Here is a 16542-nt window from a genome sequence, read left to right as displayed (position 1 = left end):
CGACTACTCTTTAATTGTGATTTCTTCTGCGTTTTTGAACTCGCTCATGTCGGAAGTGATGACCCTCTCTCCCTTCCTCAGACCATCGAGCACCTCGATATAGTCAAAGTTTGACAGGCCGGTATGCACTGCCCGGCGTTCCGCCTTGTTTCCCTTCACTACAAATACATCTTGTGCACCCTTCCCCTTAAAGGCGGGTCCGTTTGCAACCCTGATGGTCCGTGCCCGGCTCTCCGTGACGAGGTATACATCCACCTTCAGGTTAGGTCGTAATAACCTGCTCCTTTTATCCTGCAGCTGAACATCAAAGGAAATAAGACCGTTCTGTACAGAAGGGGAAACATTGCTGACCTGCCCGGTAAGAAGGCTGTCATTTACCCGTACCAGGACTGCCATATTCTTACTGATCTCGCTGAGATAATTATCAGAGACAGAGCCCGAAACTTTGAAGGTCTTCAGGTCTGCTATCCGGGCGAGTACGTCGCCTTCCCTTACTCCCGCCCCGATATTCCTGTTTACCCAGGTGACCACTCCCCTGCGCCCCGCCTGAATACTCGCCTGCTTTAATTTCCGCTCCAGCTCGCTAAGCTCATTCTGCTGGATAGCGAAAGCGATCTTTGATTCCCGCATTTCTGCCTTCATTGTCGCCTGCTTGCTTCTGATCTCATTCTCCAGCTGCTTTTTTTCAAGCTCGGCAACCTTTAAATCCAGTTCTGCCTTCGCCACATCCTCACGCGTTGCTCCTCCCGCTTTAAACAATCTACGGTAGTCTTCAAGAGAAGCCTTAAGGCTCGCAATCTTTAGTCGCTTGATCTCATTATTCGATTTGAGATCAAAAAAGCTTTTGTTCAGTTCGGTACTCAATTTATCGATCATGTTTCGCTTCGACTCCAGCTGAAACTTCTGCTTATCAAACTCGCTCACGGTGCCCGACTTGTCCAGAGTGAGAATAGCCTGCCCGGGATGAAGAGTGGCGCCCGTTTCTACCAGAACATCCTGAATAGAGGATTGAATGGGGCTGGTGATCACCTGCTCAAACTCGGGAAGTACCTCACCTGTAGCACTTATGGTATTCTCAACCGGCCCCTCTTCTGCCAAAAAAGTCGTGATGCTGCTTTTACTGACGGAGGGCTTTACCAGGATGCGAAAAGAAAAGATCAGAGCGATCAGTCCCGCAAAGGCAAGGGCGATCCAAATCCCCCTTTTGCGCTTACGTCTTTGTACAATTTCTTCAGGTATTAGCATGTCCATATGCTACAGGAGTATGCGAAAGGAATACCAAAGACAACTTGTTGCTTATCTGATACTTACAAAATCGCCAAAACAAAAAAACGTCCGAAAACGAACAAAAAGTCCGGCTTTGTATAATTTTTCAGTGTGCATGCTGAACAGCCTGAAAAATCCGTCCGCAAACGACAGAGTCCTTACATCCAGCCGGCTAATCCTGAGATAAAGCTCTTGTTGGCTGACTTAAAGAGCGGGGATTTCGTAACTTTTGTTGCGGGAGCGACTACAGCTTTCAAGCCTTTTCGAAAGAGAGAAATGAGCAAAAAGCAGAAAAAGCACAAAAGCGTGGAAAACTTCCCCGGTTTACGCCCATTCCCGTCGCGGAAATAACGATAACAAAGCTTATTATTGTATTATTCTGCCTAAACAGGTCGGCTCGCTAAAAACATCAGGAAATTCTAAACAAAACAATCGATGAAAAAAACAGGAAACCAGGCCTTAAGCATAATAATTGGAATTGCGTCAGTTTTTGCCCTGACTCGTTTTATTCCGATGGACGGCTTTGCATTCGCCTGGGCACTGAACTTCCTGTTAATGATGTGCGTCCTTGCTTTTACTGAAGCACTGAAAAGTCAGTTTACTTCTTCTTACTATGATGAAAAGGAATGGGAAAAGAGAGGGAAAGTTTACGAATATCTCGGAATCAGTTTTTATAGAAAACTATTGGTTTGGACAGGCTGGGAAAGAGTGAGTAAAAAGTCGAACCCGGTAGAAAAGAATCGCGAGGCTTTGATGAATTTACATTACCAGACAAAAAAATCGGAGTTCGGTCACCTGATTATCTTATTTATAGTTCTGGGGTTTAGTGTTTTCGTGGCGTTCAAGTTTGGCATTCTCAAATCTTTGTGGCTGCTGATCTTAAACATCTTACTCAACCTTTATCCGATTTTCCTTCAGCGATATAATCGCCCGCGTATAAAAAGAGCCATTAACTTAAGTAATGGAATACAAAAGCCCTACAGAACAGCAGTCGGATAATTCTGCTGTCCTTGGTGCCGGGCTTAGGTTCAGTTTTTCAACTGAACGGAGGCCAGGATAAGGCGCACGCTGAAAGATTTGGGGTAGTCTTAAGTCTCTTAATTTTGATCAGAAAAAACACATTGCATAAAAGTCAGTCCACGACAAAGAAGCTCAGGTAACCCTGACATTATAGAATGCTCAGACATCAGGCAAGCGGGCCGGCGCCTCTCGTCTGGACCGCAAAAGTAAACAAGCAACCATTAAAAGGGCCGGCAATAAGCCTGCGAGAGAAGCCCTCCTTAGGGCCGGAAAAAGATTTCGGTCTCAGCCCTGCCCTCCTGCACGAAAGAGACCAGACTTTTAACACCGAAGCTTACCATATCCCCGACAGCCGTATCGGTGTAAAATGCAATGTGCTGCGTCATGATGACATTGGGAAATTGACGAATATAAGCCATGTCCCTGTTCTTGATGATATCAGTCCGCCTGTCAAAGTGATAGATGCCTTCTTCTTTTTCAAAGACATCGAGGGCAAGAGCTCCGATCTTTTCATGTTCGATCGCAGAAATAAGATCCGTGATATTCATGAGTTCACCGCGCGCACAGTTGACCAGGATAACGCCATCCTTCATTTTAGCAATAGACTCTTTGTTGATCATCTGGGCGGTGCTTTCAAAAAGAGGAACGTGGAGACTGATAATATCCGACTGCCGGTACAGTTCATCGAGACTGACGTACTCCGCTTTCCTGCTAACGTGCTCATTGACGATTGTATCATAAGCGAGTATGCGACTTCCAAAGCCCGACAGGTTATCGATCACCTTTGAACCAATCTTTCCCGTCCCTACAATTCCTATCGTCATATCCTTCATCTCCCTTCCCTGCAATCCGTTAAGCGAGTAGTCGTTCACATTTGCCCTGAAAAGGGCCTGCTTGTATTTCCGGAGAGACATTAACATCAGCATAACCGTGTAGTCGGCCACGCCGTGAGGGCCGTAGTTCGCATTGCTCACGCGGATGCCCAGCTCAGTTGCAGCAGCCAGATCAATGTGATTATATCCGATGGTACGTGTTGATAAAAAGGAAACACCCAACGCTTTCAGTTGAGACAAGACCTCTCTGCTTACCTGACTAAAGCCCAGAACGGTTACACCAGCGCTCCCCTCTGCCAGGTCCACGTTCTCCGGCGATAAGAGCTGCTGCACATAAGCGATCTCTATGCCGTACTGAGAAGCCAGCATGGCAAATACTTTAACCTCGTCCTCGCGAACTTCAAAAGCAGTAAGTTTCATTGTTAGTCCTTTTAGCTGATATATTGATGATCCTCAAAGTTATTTCCGCTGCTCATCCGGCATTACTGGCCGCTCTCTTCCCGCTGGCCGCAATGCAGAAATACGGGGCAATAATAATCACAATCCTCCATCTTTGGAAGCATGGTGACGACTATCAGTCTGGGCAGCAAAAAACCAAGCCGGATTGTTAAAACCGACAGCAACGCGGACAGTTTTCCCGAAAATCTGATACGATATTACTAAAGGGAGGCCAAAACGGCAATATAGCTCCAGCGTACGCTACAGTGCATTAATGATCTATCAAAAAAAAGAGGCCGAAATCAGGTGTGATACGGCCTCCTCTTCAATTACTAACTTTTCGATCGGCGGCCAACTTAACACCAGCCGCTAATCCTTTGACTGCTCGGCTTACTAGTTCAGCGTCGACATATCGATCACAAACCGGTAGTGCACATCACCTGCAATTGTACGCTCATACGCTTCGTTGATCTTGCTCATTGGGATCACTTCCACATCAGAGGTAATCTGATGCTCTGCGCAATAATCGAGCATTTCCTGAGTCTCCTTTATACCGCCTACCAGAGAGCCAACCAAACTGCGCCGGCCAAAGATCAGGTTTACCGCATGAACGTCAGATGGTTTTGGGGGAACGCCAAGAAGCACCATTACACCATTTGTGCGAAGCATGGCCAGATAGGAGTTGTAGTCATGCGCTGCAGAAACCGTATCAATAATGAAATCAAAGGAATTAGCCAGAGAGGCTACAGTTTCCTGATTGGTAGTGAGTGCAAAGTGGTGCGCGCCCAGCTCCTGTGCATCCTGCTCTTTCTCGGGTGAGCGACTCAGCATAGTCACCTCAGCGCCCATGGAAGCTGCAAGCTTAACAGCCATATGGCCCAGGCCGCCCAGTCCCACTACGGCAACTTTATGGCCAGCCTTCACGCCCCAGTGCCGCAAAGGAGAATAAGTAGTGATACCAGCACATAAAAGAGGTGCTACCTTTTCAGCAGGAAGACTTTCAGGAACTCTTAATACGAAATCCTGCGTTACCACAATGTGACTCGAATAGCCGCCATAGGTAATCGTCTTCTTGTCCTGCAGGAAGGAATTGTAGGTCTGAGAATGTCCGTTCTCGCAGTATTGCTCATTGCCTTCACGACAGGAGCTGCACTCGCGACAAGAGTCGACAAAGCAGCCGACGCCTACCAGGTCGCCTTCTTTAAAGCGGGTGACGCCCTCTCCGGTGCGGGTCACTCTGCCTACGATCTCATGTCCCGGAACAACGGGGTACATGGTGCCTCCCCACTCGTTACGGGCGGTATGAATGTCGGAGTGGCAAACCCCGCAATACAGGATCTTAATTTCAACGTCTCCGGCGGCCGGCTCTCTTCTTTCGAGCTGATAGGGAACGAGCGGCTGATCTGCCTCATGTGCCGCATAGGCTTTAACTGATGTCATACTATTTCGTTTTAAGGTGATGCTGTTTTAAGGAACTTTAAACAAGTTCAGCTAATGCCTCCTTAGTGAAGCCTTTCAATTCGGCCGTCCGATTTTCACGTATCTTTCGCGCCCATTCAGGGTCGGCGAGCAAGGGACGACCTACGGCTACCAGGTCAAAGTCGCCACGATCAAAGCGGCGCAACAACTCGTCAAGCGAGCTAGGCTCTGAGCTTTCTCCACTGAAGGCTGCCAGAAACTCACCGCTCAGCCCTACTGAGCCGACTGTAATGGTAGGCTTACCAGTGATCTTCCTGGCCCATCCGGCAAAATTAAGATCAGAACCTTCGAACTCAGGCTCCCAGAAGCGTCTCTGCGAACAATGCAGGATATCAACACCCGCTTCCACAAGGGGAGCAAGCCATGCCTCCATTTCCTGAGGAGTGGCAGCCAGCTTGTTGGTATAAGCGCTGGGCTTCCATTGCGACAGGCGAATTATGAGAGCCAGGTCGTCGCCCGCCTGCCTTCTCACCTCCTTGATGACCTCTACGGCAAAGCGGCTTCGTTCAGGCAGCGTAGCGCCTCCCCACTGATCGTCGCGCAGGTTGGTACCTTCCCAGAAAAACTGATCTATCAGGTATCCATGCGCGCCATGCAGCTCCACACAGTCGAATCCAAGTCGCTTGGCATCCGCTGCCGCTCTGCCAAAGGCCGCTATCGTATCGGCAATGTCGGCCTCGGTCATCGCGTTCCCGTTCTTCAGACCGGGATTATTTAAGCCCGAGGGCCCCTCAAACGGGGCGGCCGGCACCCAGCCCGAATAGTGGTTCTCCATCACGCCCATGTGCCAGATCTGCGGGCCCATGCTGCCTCCTGCTGCATGAACTCCGTCAATCACCTTCTGCCATCCTTCAAGCGCTTGTCCATAAAAATGGGGCACGTTAGGATCGTTGGATGAAGCTGGCCTCTCGATAACCGTTCCCTCTGAAAGGATAAGGCCGGCTTCGCCCGCTGCCCGCTTCTTGTAGTACTCCGCTACCTCATCAGTAGGAATCCCGTTTGGTGAAAATGAGCGCGTCATTGGCGCCATTACAATGCGATTTTTCAGGTTTAAAGATTTAAACTGAAAAGGACTGAAAAGACTATCTGCTTTCATGATTTTATTATTTGCTCTATAAGGTATTGCTGATCAGCTCGCCGAGCTTCCTGAAGGCATCCTCATTCCTTTTGTAGTAGGTCCACTGCCCTACCCGGGTTGCTTCTACCAGGCCGGCGCGCTGAAGGATGCTGAGGTATTCGGATATGGTCGACTGTGTCAGACCGGCCTTCTTTTGAATGAGTCCGACGCAGACTCCAGCCGCCTGAACTTCAAAATGCTTCTCCGGTTCCTTCAGCCACTGCAGGATTTGCAGCCGTGTCTTGTTCGAAAGCGCTTTAAATACTTCCAGCTGATCCATATGCAAAGATATATCGACTTTTCCCGATATTCCTATTCCCCTATTATTGTTGACAAAACCATGATGATACTAAGCGCTGATGAAGTTGAATATAGCGTCATTCACCTCCTCACTTTTCTCATGCTGCACCCAGTGAGTGGCATCTGAGAAAAAAGAAATTTAACGTCTTTGCAATATTGCAGACTTGCCTTTGCGAGTTTAAAGGAGAGCGTGGCGTCTTGCCTCCCCCAGATAAAAAGCAGTGGCAGGTGCACAATTCCTGGACGTGTGATATGGTCTCTGAACTCTCTGCTGTATTTCATCGCGCGATACCAGTTGATCATCGATTTTAAGCTTCCTTTCCAGGCCTGCCGGTATAGTTCCATGTCGTATTCTTTAAAGGTTCCCCCGCGGGCAGTAGAACCCATCATGGCGACAAGCTTCTGAAACCGCTTCCTTTTGAGCATCCATTCAGGCAAAAAAGGCAGCTGAAAGAAATAGATATACCAGCTCTTGAGTACTTGTATAAAGGAGAATCCCGATTTCAGAGCGGCCGGGTGAGGTACGTTCAGCACGATGACCTTCTTGAACAGCTCAGGGTGCTGAACAGCCAGTTGCCAGGTTACAATGCCGCCCCAGTCGTGCCCTGCAAGAAAAACATCTCGAAGTCCAAGATACGTAAGGAGCTCCTGTATATCTTTTACGAGGGTGCCCAGCTTATAAAACTCCACCCCTACGGGTTTGCTGCTTAGATTGTAGCCTCGCTGATCAGGAACAATTACGCGGAAGCCTCTGGAGGCAAAGAAGCGGATCTGATTCTTCCAGCCGTACCAGAACTCGGGAAATCCGTGTAGAAAGAGCAAGGGAGTGCCACCCTCAGGGCCGGCCTCTACCACATGAAGCTCCACGCCATTCACGCGGCACAGATACTCCCGGTCATATAAGTTTTTCATAGTGTAGTATTGTACCTTTTTTGTGAACGTGTACTGGTTCTTTAAAGGCCGCAAAGATCATCGAAGCAAATTCATCCACGTTTGAGACCGCAGCCCATCAGTGCTTTTTACTGTACAAAGGCGGGTAGCGGATCAGACGGACATCTTGCGGTGACCATTCTCAAAAGAAAGCACACCTCCCTTGCCAGTTTCAACTGAAAAGTTGGCCAAATCCCCGGGTCTCAGCTGTCCCCCGGGGACTCCGCCTTCTGCATCAATAATCTCATAGGCATTCCACGTGGAAAGGTCGCCAAGGTCTTCTACCTGATAGACCTTCACACGTCTTCCGAGCTCGTCAACAACTTCTGTATGGTTTAAGCCCACGTCGGCGCATATCATCCCCGCCGAAGTTTCAATGCAGCATCCCCTTACTAACAAATGAAAGAGGTGCTTGTTGTTCAGCGGGATAGAAAGATATTGGCTGGTCAGATCGCCGCCTGGCAGATCAGTGGCAATGAGATGAAATGCATGCAGAAGGGCCAGATAATTCAGTTTCCGAACCTCCTGCTTTTCGGGATCGCCGGCATATCCTCCTGCCTCAATCAAGACCGTGGCGGTTCCGAGCTGCTGAAAGGTTTCGCCAACCGCACGCGGCTCATATTCATCACTCCAACGGCCTATCTGACCGGGGATCAGCTTTTGAAGCATATCATACAGCCCCGCAACTATCGCGATTGCCAGGAGCCGGTTTGGAGGAACAGACAGCTGGGCGTCGACAGGAGGAGCGAGAAGAGAAATGCTGGCTGGCATCTTTGTTCCGGTGACTGACCATAAGGTATCCTGATCGTGAAGGTTGAAGCCAAAATGGGGCTGCAGTTCTGCATGCAACGCGAGCAGCGCACTCACCTCAGGAGTTTGCCGGGCCAGAAAGTCGCGGTTTAGATCAATGCCTTGGGCATTTCGCCTCTGATAACGCTCGGCGCCATCCGGGTTGAGCATCGGAACAAAGTAAAATGTACACTGCTTGAGAAGCAGCTCCCTCTCGGTGTCGCGACGCTCCGTACTTGTGAGAAATCGTAACAAGTCGAAGATGGCCATCGTGCCGGTAGGCTCGTCTCCGTGCATCTGGCTCCATACCAGGACTCTAACAGGCCCGCTGCCTGTACTGAGACAATAGATTTGGCGCCCCTCCGCTGAAAGGGCGATCTCTCTCACATTTACTGAGCCTTCATGGCGGAGCTCTGATATTCTTCTGCGCACTGTATCGTGCCTGAAGAAACGATCATGAAAGTTAGGGTCGCGGTAAGAGTGCCAGTTATGATCCATAGTCGGCAAAAGTAGTGATTAACGGCCTTCTAGCACCACATCCCTTTTCCTCCCAATGTCATTGTCCCCAGGCAGAGTTCCGAAACCTTCAGCCCGGTATTTCCAGGCAAGTTGTACTTCATATAAAAATGGTTTGATATAAACGAATATACGCACAACAATTAACACGCGCGATATGCAAAAGCGTGTTCAATTGCAACAAAGAGGAGCCGTGCTGAAAAAGAACAGACCACTCTAAGCCGGTCCTTTTTCAGGCAATCTAAAGACATACCGGCTTGTCGTTATGGGCGATGCAAGGTACTGCGCACCTCCTAGTCAAAGCACACCAGGGCAATACGCCCCTTCGCGCCGGCCAGCAGAACCTCTTTTCCCTTCTTTAAAACAGAAGCCACATGGTATCCTTCATCTGAGATACGGGTCCACGTTTTCCCTCCATCTTTAGAAATGTCAGTTCCGGAAGTTCCGGTGGAGAGCAGCAGTTCTTTAGCTACGTAGGTTACGCAGGAGCGAAAGCCAAAAGGGTTAACATCAGGCCGGTGCCATGTCTTTCCCCCGTCTGTGGTGAGAAAGGCATTTCTGTCCCGCAAAGTGTCGGTTTTGTAATCGCCGCCAACCATGATCCCTTCACCCGCATTGTAGAAATCGATAGAAAACGGACCGCGACTATCCATTCCCTGCAGGATGGGAGCGTCATAAACCGACCAGTGCCGGCCTTTATCTGCCGAGCAGAACACCCGCGAACGGACACCTCCTGTTACGATCCACACATGCCCGTCGGGCAGGGTGCAGATACCCGTGTTGCTCGCTGCAAAGCTCGCTTCTCCCTCTTGCAGATGTATTCCGGACCGGGCAGATATATTCATCCATGTCCTTCCGCCGTCCCTTGTTTTGAGGAGCTGCATCTGCCCATTAACAGGATCACCATACACCAGGCCTTCCTGAGCATTAAAAAAGCTGATGCCATCAAGAAATATTTCTTTTGCTTCGTTCCGGTACACTTCCGTCCAGCTTTGACCGCCGTCTTCGGTAAATAGAATGACTGCAGGACTACCCGAATTCATAATGACGGCTTTCTTTTCAGAGAAAGCTGCAATGCCCCTGAAGTCGAGTTCTGCATAATTTGCCACTTGCTTCCAGTCCCAGGTCCTGCCACCGTCTGTACTCCTGGCAAACCATCCCTTACTTCCGCTGAGCCACACAACGGAGGCATCGGCCACACTCATTCCTCTTATACTCGCTTCACCCTGGCTGTGCAGCTTTTGCAGCGTTTGACTGAACAAGATGATGGGCAAGAAAAACAACCAAAGAAAAAAATACGTTTTCATAAAAACTGTCAGAGTTCAAATCTGCGGGATCTGCAGAATCTGCTGAGCGCCCTGTCACAAGTATAAACAATTTTGTACGTTTGTTTTTTACATTGCTGTACCATGAAAAGAGCGATCTTACTTCTGATTCCGGTCTTCCTTGCAATATCCTGTAAGCAAAACAAGCTCGATAATGCGCAGGCCCTTCAACTGTTACGCGAGAGCAAACGATATCCCCAGACTTTGACAGCAGACATCAACCCCGCGGATCCCAATCTCGTAAGCAGCCTCACAAATACCAGACTGGAGAAGGCCGGACTGATTGAGATCCACGAAGCCATGTCGTTAGGCGAAATGGGACAAGCCCAGATCATTTTTACAAAAAAGGCCGCTCCGTATCTTATTCCTCCTTCAGATCAGGACCAGCAGGCGGGGATACAGCGGGTGAAAATAGCAGACGAGGTTTTGCTTTCGGTCACCTCCGTCACAACTACAGATGATAACCGGAAAGCCATTGCAAATTATGTAACAACGTATCGTAACATAACCCCATTTTCTGTTCTTTCACCTATTAAAGTGAACACACAGGAGCACAAGAAGGAAGCCCATTTTTCATTTGTTGGCGAAAAATGGCAGCTCGATAAATAAGGCGACCGTTTGAGCTAAGGCAAGCAGCTATTCAAATCTGCCCACCCGGTTGGAAATAGGCTTCACTGTCTGCAAGTACGCATAAATGGCCTCAAGGTCGCTGTCTTTCATGCCCGCGTACATGGTCCATGGCATAATGGTCTGCATATCCCGATCGCCTACATTCTTAATTCCTGCCGGATTTCCATACGATTTAAATCTCGCAATAAACTGTTCTTTTGTCCATTTTCCGATGCCCGACTCCTTATCAGGTGTGATATTGGCACTAAAAACGGTACCTGAAGGGACCTTGTAAGGAGATCCGCCGGCGAACTCCATTCCGGGGACGAGATTTCCCTTATCCTGTCTGGTATGACAATCTATGCAAGCAGCCGAGCGGACCAGGTAGGCACCATACTCCACCTTTTTGCCGGCAGACGGGAGCACGTCGGGAGTGCCCTGAAGCGGCATCGTATTTACGAGAAAGTTAAGCGGGAAATCGAGTTTGCGGTCTGGCACATTTGTTTCTCTGACAGGCAAAGTGCGTATATAAGCAATGATGCTGTAAATATCCTCCTTATCCATCTTGCCATAGTATTTGTAAGGCATGATCGGAAAAATAGCAGATCCGTCCTTTTTGACTCCCGCCGTAATGGCGCGGTAAAGCTCCCCGTCTGTCCAGTCCTTCAGGTGGTAGGGGGTAATGTTAGGAACGTAAACTTCTCCCGGAAAACCGACACCTTTATCAAAACGCTCCCCTCCTGAACCCTCTGTGCCCGCCTCCAGCGGGCCTGCAAATTTCGACCAGTCGCGGGTAGAATGGCAATCAATGCAGGAGGTTACATGATTAGCGAGGTACTCTCCTCTTTTTACCCTTTTGGGCGTGATTTCAACTTTAATATCAGGCGCTTCTCCCACGTTCGGCAAGGCAAATTTGATGTAGCTAAGACCTAGGGCGGTAAAGAACAGGAGGCAGCCGATAACGACTAAAGTGATTTTCCAGAATTTCTTCATAAGACTGTTGTTAATTGTGATTTGTTAGATAAATTATTTCAGTGCCAGATCCACCCAGCCTGGTAACACAATAACAAACAGCTTCTTAGGGTGAATTTACATTTACCCAGACTCCACTTGTGACACAAATGTTACATCAATTTGCTTCGTATGAAAAAAGATTGAGGAGCTGCACCTCAAAAAGCAGGAGAGAGGGCGCTAATCGTTCTTCCCGGCCCCTAAAGAACGGACACACCTTCGGAAGAAAAGCTCAGGGAACCCTATCCTATCAGAAGTGAAATAATAATAAAGACGTCGATCACCAGAAGAGCCGGACTTACATCTTTTCCCTTTCCGCTGGCAAACTTAAGCACTGTCCAGCTGAGGAAGCCCCAGGTAATACCATGAGTAATGGAATAGGTGAACGGAATGAGAACCATCGCAATAAAGCAGGGAATGGCATCATCGAGCTTCATCCAGTCGATCTTTACCACAGGTCTGATCATGAACACGCCCACGAGGACGACAGCAGGTGCAGTTGCTATGGATGGAACTATTGACAGAAGAGGTGCCAGAAAAAGGAAGGGCAGGAACAGCAGAGCAGCAACAACGGCCGTAAAACCGGTACGTCCTCCAGCTTCCACGCCTACCGCCGATTCGATATAGGCAGTACCAGGACTGGAGCCAACGAGGCCTGCCAGGGTGGTCGAAAATGCATCGGTCAGAAGCGAACGTTTAATATTCAGGGGCTCACGCTGATCGTCGAGAAGATTGGCGGCTTCAGCGATACCCACGAACGTCGACAAGCTGTCGAACATATCGGTAAAAACAAACGCAAAGATCACAGGCACAACGGCCCAGGTTAGAGAATTGACAAGATCAAGTTGAAAAAGGAGACTGAAATCCGGAGCAGCAAAAAGTCCTTTCCAGGCGATCAACGTTGAACTATCTGCTCCCCACCAGCGTCCGATCGGGTAGGCAGCAAGAGTGGTAAACAATATTCCGATCAGGATCCCGCCCTTCACGTTCTTAATAACGAGAATGGCAGTGACCAGAAGCCCTGCGATAAAGGTCAGAAGAGCCGGAGTGATGGAGCCCATGGATACCAGGGTAGCCGGATTTGATACGATGAACCGCGCATTGGAAAGACCGATCAGCGTAATAAAGAGCCCGATGCCTGCAGACACCGCATATCTGAGCGGTCGCGGAATTGCGCGGACGATGTAAGTCCGGATGTTGAAGATTGAAAGCAGGAAGAACACGATACCCGACCAGAACACCGCTCCTAAGGCGATCTGCCAGGAGACCTTCATTCCCAGCACCACCGAAAAGGTAAAGAAGGCATTTAATCCCATGCCCGGCGCTACCAGGATCGGGTTCCTGGCATAGAATCCCATCATTAGACTGCTGAAAAACGAAACGATCACGGTAGCCGTCAGGACACCAGTGAAAGGCATCCCCGTCTGGCTAAGAACCGATGGGTTTACAACAATGATATATGATGTGGCAAGAAATGATGAAACCCCTGCAATGACCTCTGTTAATAACGAGCTGCCATTTTTCCTAATCCCGAAGTACGAATCCATTTTAAAAAATACAGAATGCAAAGGTACAGCAAGTTTTTACATTCAGAATACAAAAGTATCAGGGATGTCTCAGGTTCCTATCAGTTTATAAAAAGAAAGGAATCACCTTCGCTGCCACTGGAGGGTGCATACAGATTCCGTGCGGGTTGAGTGCGGAATAATGGCTATTTAACCGCAGTGAACCCGCACTCAACCCGGACTCACCCCTCACTCACAACGATCTTGAAGTGAGTCAGAAACGAATCAGAGAATATTCTGGGAGCCTGAACCTATTCATATTTAATTCTGACCTGTACCTCGGTATCCTCTCCCACCCCGGGATACTTTGCTTCGTCAACGGCAAAATCGGGATCAGAATCAAGGTAGGCTTCCTTTACCTGTACCTGTTTCGGATTATCTTCTGTTCCTATACTTGCCTCTGCGGGCAAGCCCTGCTCCAGTTTGTTCTTCAGCTCGGTGTGCGCCCGGCCGGTCAGGACGATGGTCTTTTCGTTCATTACTACTCCGTTTCTTTTTCAGGATTGTCTTCCGTTCTGATTTTCATTTCCGACGCTACTGAGGCTTCGTTCTGCGCCTGTCGCGTTCTCTCTTCGGCTTGCTTTACCTCGTCTTTCTCTGCAAGCGGAGCTTCTGCGGACGGCATCTCGCCCTGATGTTCGTTCTTCTGAGCAGTCTCCATATCTGTAAACGTTTTTCTACCTACAACTGTTCAGGCTTTATTATTGTTTTCAAACCTTTCGGCAACAAAACCGTTCGGATTAAGCACTGCTTTATTACACTATCTATGGACTTTAGGATTGAATACGCGGATCTGGTTAGCGTCGCTATATCAGTGATCTGCGGGGGGATCATTGGCTTTGAAAGGGAATTCAAGAATAAATCAACCGGATTCAGAACGATTGTGCTGATTTGCCTGGGATCAACGCTCTTCACCATCGTTTCGAGATACGGGGACGGAAGTGACGACCGCGTATCAGCAAACATTATTACCGGGATCGGCTTTATAGGCGCGGGGGTGATCTTTAAAGATAAGCTGTCTGTGCTGGGGCTTACCACTGCCGCCGTGATCTGGACCACGGCCGCTATCGGCATGACTGTAGGGGTAGGCTATTATGGAATGGCCCTGATCTTCACCATCATCACCTTCGTTGTGCTGTCGCTCGTCACGAAAGTGGAAACACTGATCGAGAAGCTACAGAAAAACAAGACCGTTAATATCGACTTTACAGATGCCAACTGTTCTCACCTTGCCGCCCTGGAAGATATGGTGAGGCTGAACAAATTGCGGTGTAAAGTGATACAGATTTCGAAACGCGACAATAGGCTAAGTGCCGTGATGCTTATCTCGGGAACCAAAGAAAACCTGAGCAGACTGCAGCAGCAAATGATGGAGATGCCCCATATTTCAGACTTCTATTAGTGCCAGGGTCAGGAGCTGTACGAAATCATAACGATTGCTATTACGGCAATCACAAGCGCCACCTTGTTAAGCAGTGACAGGCGTTCTTTAAACAAGGCCATACCCACGAGCGCTCCGAGGCCTATGACGCCAATGTTCATCGCGGAGAATACGACCGAGGGATTGTCAGGCAGAGCCTTGTGGGCCTTCATGTAAAACAGGATGTTGCCGAAGTTAAAGATGCCGAGCACCAGGCCAGCGATGACATTGACGAAGCTGAACCGTTGCCGGCCCGTCACAATAGCCGTTAGAAGTGCCACGATTGAAAATGCAAAGGCCAGTACAAATACGATAAAAATGGAGCCGGTATAAGGGACGCTCTTGTTTAACGCCAGCTGCTTAAAAAAGACGTCAATGAGGCCCATTCCCGCAAATACAATAAGCGGATAAAACAGCGCTGCCTTGCTTTCAGCCTTCTTGCGGCCCTTTTGCCATGGAACAGAACAGACTATGGCCACGAGTCCTAATACAATTCCGGCAGCCTTCAGTGCAGAAACGGGTTCCCTGAATAAGAGAAAAGAGGTGATCAGCGGAATAAAAAGAGACAGCCGTTGCGCCAGGTCCGTTCTGACAATCCCGGTGTACCTGACAGACAGGCCCAGGATAACAAAGAGCGAGGGGAGCAAAATGGCCAACAGAATATAAATCGAGAACGGAAGTCCGGGTGTATGAAGAGCTGGCACCTGCGGATTGAAGATCAGATACGTGAGCAGCGCCGCTACCGGGTAATTCCAGACAACAGCCTGCGGCACATTTATTTCATAGCGCCTCGGCAGTTTTAAGAGAACTGAGACGATTACGCTGCAACAAACGCTGAGAAGTACAAAGATCATTTTTATTAAAGCGCCTCATGTTATCCCGGCCACCTCCCAAAGAAAAGAGCAGCTGGTCTAAAGCGAGGGTCAAAGGTAAAAGATTTTAAACAAAACAGGTGACGGGAGGTCCGTCACCTGCACGACTAAGCGTGTATATAGTCAGCATGAAATGGTATTTTGCTCAGCTATGAGCGAAGCAGCCCGGATTCAATCAAATCCTTTTTCCAGATGCCCGCGGCGCCGATAAGAGCGGCCTCCTCCCCTTTCCGGCGATACTGATCGGCAGAAGCTGGCCCGAACTTTCCAGAACCTCCTCAGTGTGCTTCAGATATAATTCAGGTGATTTTGCAATATTTCCACCCAGCACCACTGCCTGCGGGTTATATGTTTTTAAGCACTCCTGAAGAAATACGCCAAGCGTAGCGCCAAATTCAGCATAAAGCATTTCCGCCAGTTCATCCTGCAGCATCTCCTTCACGTTTTCAATCTCCCTCCCTTTCAGGGCGGAGTATCGGTTCAGGAACCACCGGGTAGAAAGATGCTCTTCGGCAATCGATCCCTTAAAAGGCATTCTCCACAGGTCAGCATCTACGACAGTTCCCTCCTGATAAAAAGCAGAGCCGAGGCCTGTACCAAGAGTGAATCCCATCACTCTGCTATACCGCTTATCAAGGGTGCCAAGCACCTCGCCTTGCAAGAAGCAGCAGGCATCGTTCATGATCCTGATATCCGTCTTGTGGATTGACAAACTTGCTGAAAGCAGATCTTTTATATTGTAGCCGTACAGATGCTCATACTTGTCCTGGTCTTTGATCCAGCAGATGCCCTCTTCGTAGTCGAGAGGGCCAGGCATGGCTATTCCGATCTTGCCGATCGGCAGGCCAGCTTTAGAAAAGGACTGAGCAATGGCTTCTGTCCAGAAGGAAATGACGATTCCTGGCGCGGCGTGCGAATCAACAGCCTTCCTCACCCGCGTGCCTTCGAGCAGGTCTCCTGTACTAATATCAACAAGAGCTGATGTAATGTGCGAACCGCCTATGTCAACCCCTAATACATAAGACTTATCCATTCAATGAGGTTTAAATTGT

General features: G+C 49.0%; 17 protein-coding genes. 3 read left to right on the top strand and 14 right to left on the bottom strand.

Annotation, left to right across the window (positions count from 1 at the left end; genetic code table 11):
- Positions 1-3 precede the first annotated feature (3 nt).
- Entirely contained in the window at positions 4-1251 is a 1248-nt protein-coding gene (locus ACES2C_RS13125; protein ID WP_374163549.1) for an efflux RND transporter periplasmic adaptor subunit, read from the bottom strand.
- Positions 1252-1701: 450 nt separating this feature from the next.
- Between ACES2C_RS13125 and ACES2C_RS13120 the strand changes: the two genes are divergently transcribed.
- Positions 1702-2265: a hypothetical protein gene (locus ACES2C_RS13120; protein WP_374163548.1), complete on the top strand. Its 564-nt coding sequence runs from the start codon at positions 1702-1704 to the stop codon at positions 2263-2265.
- 281 nt (positions 2266-2546) lie between these two features.
- On the opposite strand, the gene ACES2C_RS13115 is transcribed toward ACES2C_RS13120, so the two are convergent.
- The 7 genes from ACES2C_RS13115 to ACES2C_RS13085 form a co-directional block, all read right to left on the bottom strand.
- A complete protein-coding gene (locus ACES2C_RS13115) occupies positions 2547-3539 on the bottom strand; it encodes a D-isomer specific 2-hydroxyacid dehydrogenase family protein (RefSeq protein ID WP_374163547.1) in 993 nt (330 codons plus the stop codon).
- 411 nt (positions 3540-3950) lie between these two features.
- Positions 3951-4997 carry an NAD(P)-dependent alcohol dehydrogenase gene (locus tag ACES2C_RS13110; protein ID WP_374163546.1) on the bottom strand — a complete coding sequence of 349 codons (1047 nt, stop codon included), beginning with the start codon at positions 4995-4997 and terminating at the stop codon, positions 3951-3953.
- 37 nt (positions 4998-5034) lie between these two features.
- Complete coding sequence (locus ACES2C_RS13105) at positions 5035-6132, bottom strand: NADH:flavin oxidoreductase (RefSeq protein WP_374163545.1); 1098 nt, start codon at positions 6130-6132, stop codon at positions 5035-5037.
- A gap of 16 nt (positions 6133-6148) precedes the next feature.
- On the bottom strand, positions 6149-6433 hold the full coding sequence (locus ACES2C_RS13100; protein ID WP_374163544.1) for an ArsR/SmtB family transcription factor: 285 nt from the start codon (positions 6431-6433) through the stop codon (positions 6149-6151).
- 101 nt (positions 6434-6534) lie between these two features.
- Positions 6535-7365, bottom strand: coding sequence for an alpha/beta fold hydrolase (locus tag ACES2C_RS13095; RefSeq protein WP_374163543.1), 831 nt, complete (start codon positions 7363-7365; stop codon positions 6535-6537).
- A 132-nt stretch (positions 7366-7497) separates the two neighbouring features.
- Complete coding sequence (locus tag ACES2C_RS13090) at positions 7498-8670, bottom strand: M14 family zinc carboxypeptidase (RefSeq protein WP_374163542.1); 1173 nt, start codon at positions 8668-8670, stop codon at positions 7498-7500.
- A gap of 311 nt (positions 8671-8981) precedes the next feature.
- Positions 8982-9995, bottom strand: a complete 1014-nt coding sequence (locus ACES2C_RS13085) for a WD40/YVTN/BNR-like repeat-containing protein (RefSeq protein ID WP_374163541.1) — start codon at positions 9993-9995, stop codon at positions 8982-8984.
- A gap of 102 nt (positions 9996-10097) precedes the next feature.
- Here ACES2C_RS13085 and ACES2C_RS13080 point away from each other — a divergent pair, with 102 nt between their 5' ends.
- Positions 10098-10622, top strand: coding sequence for a hypothetical protein (locus ACES2C_RS13080; protein ID WP_374163540.1), 525 nt, complete (start codon positions 10098-10100; stop codon positions 10620-10622).
- A gap of 27 nt (positions 10623-10649) precedes the next feature.
- Here ACES2C_RS13080 and ACES2C_RS13075 read toward each other — a convergent pair whose 3' ends face one another.
- From ACES2C_RS13075 to ACES2C_RS13060, 4 genes are all read right to left on the bottom strand, one after another.
- Positions 10650-11615, bottom strand: a complete 966-nt coding sequence (locus ACES2C_RS13075; RefSeq protein ID WP_374163539.1) for a c-type cytochrome — start codon at positions 11613-11615, stop codon at positions 10650-10652.
- 260 nt (positions 11616-11875) lie between these two features.
- Positions 11876-13180 carry an NCS2 family permease gene (locus ACES2C_RS13070; protein WP_374163538.1) on the bottom strand — a complete coding sequence of 435 codons (1305 nt, stop codon included), beginning with the start codon at positions 13178-13180 and terminating at the stop codon, positions 11876-11878.
- 269 nt (positions 13181-13449) lie between these two features.
- Positions 13450-13677, bottom strand: a complete 228-nt coding sequence (locus ACES2C_RS13065; protein ID WP_374163537.1) for a hypothetical protein — start codon at positions 13675-13677, stop codon at positions 13450-13452.
- 2 nt (positions 13678-13679) lie between these two features.
- Positions 13680-13859, bottom strand: a complete 180-nt coding sequence (locus tag ACES2C_RS13060) for a hypothetical protein (RefSeq protein WP_374163536.1) — start codon at positions 13857-13859, stop codon at positions 13680-13682.
- Between the two features lie 105 nt (positions 13860-13964).
- Here ACES2C_RS13060 and ACES2C_RS13055 point away from each other — a divergent pair, with 105 nt between their 5' ends.
- Positions 13965-14600, top strand: coding sequence for an MgtC/SapB family protein (locus ACES2C_RS13055; protein WP_374163535.1), 636 nt, complete (start codon positions 13965-13967; stop codon positions 14598-14600).
- Positions 14601-14608: 8 nt separating this feature from the next.
- On the opposite strand, the gene ACES2C_RS13050 is transcribed toward ACES2C_RS13055, so the two are convergent.
- Positions 14609-15472, bottom strand: coding sequence for an EamA/RhaT family transporter (locus tag ACES2C_RS13050; protein WP_374163534.1), 864 nt, complete (start codon positions 15470-15472; stop codon positions 14609-14611).
- A gap of 193 nt (positions 15473-15665) precedes the next feature.
- Positions 15666-16523, bottom strand: a complete 858-nt coding sequence (locus ACES2C_RS13045; protein ID WP_374163533.1) for an ROK family protein — start codon at positions 16521-16523, stop codon at positions 15666-15668.
- Between the last annotated feature and the right edge of the window lie 19 nt (positions 16524-16542).

The sequence above is a fragment of the Arcticibacter sp. MXS-1 genome (genome assembly GCF_041902385.1).
In the GTDB taxonomy this organism is placed as follows: domain Bacteria; phylum Bacteroidota; class Bacteroidia; order Sphingobacteriales; family Sphingobacteriaceae; genus Arcticibacter.
The sequence above is the reverse complement of the archived record's forward strand: the minus strand, read 5'-3'. Positions and strand labels throughout refer to the sequence as shown.

Coding starts and splice junctions, on each gene's coding strand:
- ACES2C_RS13060 (WP_374163536.1), bottom strand. CDS start 13,859: ATGGAGACTGCTCAGAAGAACGAACATCAGGGCGAGATGCCGTCCGCA.
- ACES2C_RS13070 (WP_374163538.1), bottom strand. CDS start 13,180: ATGGATTCGTACTTCGGGATTAGGAAAAATGGCAGCTCGTTATTAACA.
- ACES2C_RS13050 (WP_374163534.1), bottom strand. CDS start 15,472: ATGATCTTTGTACTTCTCAGCGTTTGTTGCAGCGTAATCGTCTCAGTT.
- ACES2C_RS13090 (WP_374163542.1), bottom strand. CDS start 8,670: ATGGATCATAACTGGCACTCTTACCGCGACCCTAACTTTCATGATCGT.
- ACES2C_RS13055 (WP_374163535.1), top strand. CDS start 13,965: ATGGACTTTAGGATTGAATACGCGGATCTGGTTAGCGTCGCTATATCA.
- ACES2C_RS13095 (WP_374163543.1), bottom strand. CDS start 7,365: ATGAAAAACTTATATGACCGGGAGTATCTGTGCCGCGTGAATGGCGTG.
- ACES2C_RS13105 (WP_374163545.1), bottom strand. CDS start 6,132: ATGAAAGCAGATAGTCTTTTCAGTCCTTTTCAGTTTAAATCTTTAAAC.
- ACES2C_RS13065 (WP_374163537.1), bottom strand. CDS start 13,677: ATGAACGAAAAGACCATCGTCCTGACCGGCCGGGCGCACACCGAGCTG.
- ACES2C_RS13080 (WP_374163540.1), top strand. CDS start 10,098: ATGAAAAGAGCGATCTTACTTCTGATTCCGGTCTTCCTTGCAATATCC.
- ACES2C_RS13045 (WP_374163533.1), bottom strand. CDS start 16,523: ATGGATAAGTCTTATGTATTAGGGGTTGACATAGGCGGTTCGCACATT.
- ACES2C_RS13075 (WP_374163539.1), bottom strand. CDS start 11,615: ATGAAGAAATTCTGGAAAATCACTTTAGTCGTTATCGGCTGCCTCCTG.
- ACES2C_RS13115 (WP_374163547.1), bottom strand. CDS start 3,539: ATGAAACTTACTGCTTTTGAAGTTCGCGAGGACGAGGTTAAAGTATTT.
- ACES2C_RS13125 (WP_374163549.1), bottom strand. CDS start 1,251: ATGGACATGCTAATACCTGAAGAAATTGTACAAAGACGTAAGCGCAAA.
- ACES2C_RS13120 (WP_374163548.1), top strand. CDS start 1,702: ATGAAAAAAACAGGAAACCAGGCCTTAAGCATAATAATTGGAATTGCG.
- ACES2C_RS13100 (WP_374163544.1), bottom strand. CDS start 6,433: ATGGATCAGCTGGAAGTATTTAAAGCGCTTTCGAACAAGACACGGCTG.
- ACES2C_RS13110 (WP_374163546.1), bottom strand. CDS start 4,997: ATGACATCAGTTAAAGCCTATGCGGCACATGAGGCAGATCAGCCGCTC.
- ACES2C_RS13085 (WP_374163541.1), bottom strand. CDS start 9,995: ATGAAAACGTATTTTTTTCTTTGGTTGTTTTTCTTGCCCATCATCTTG.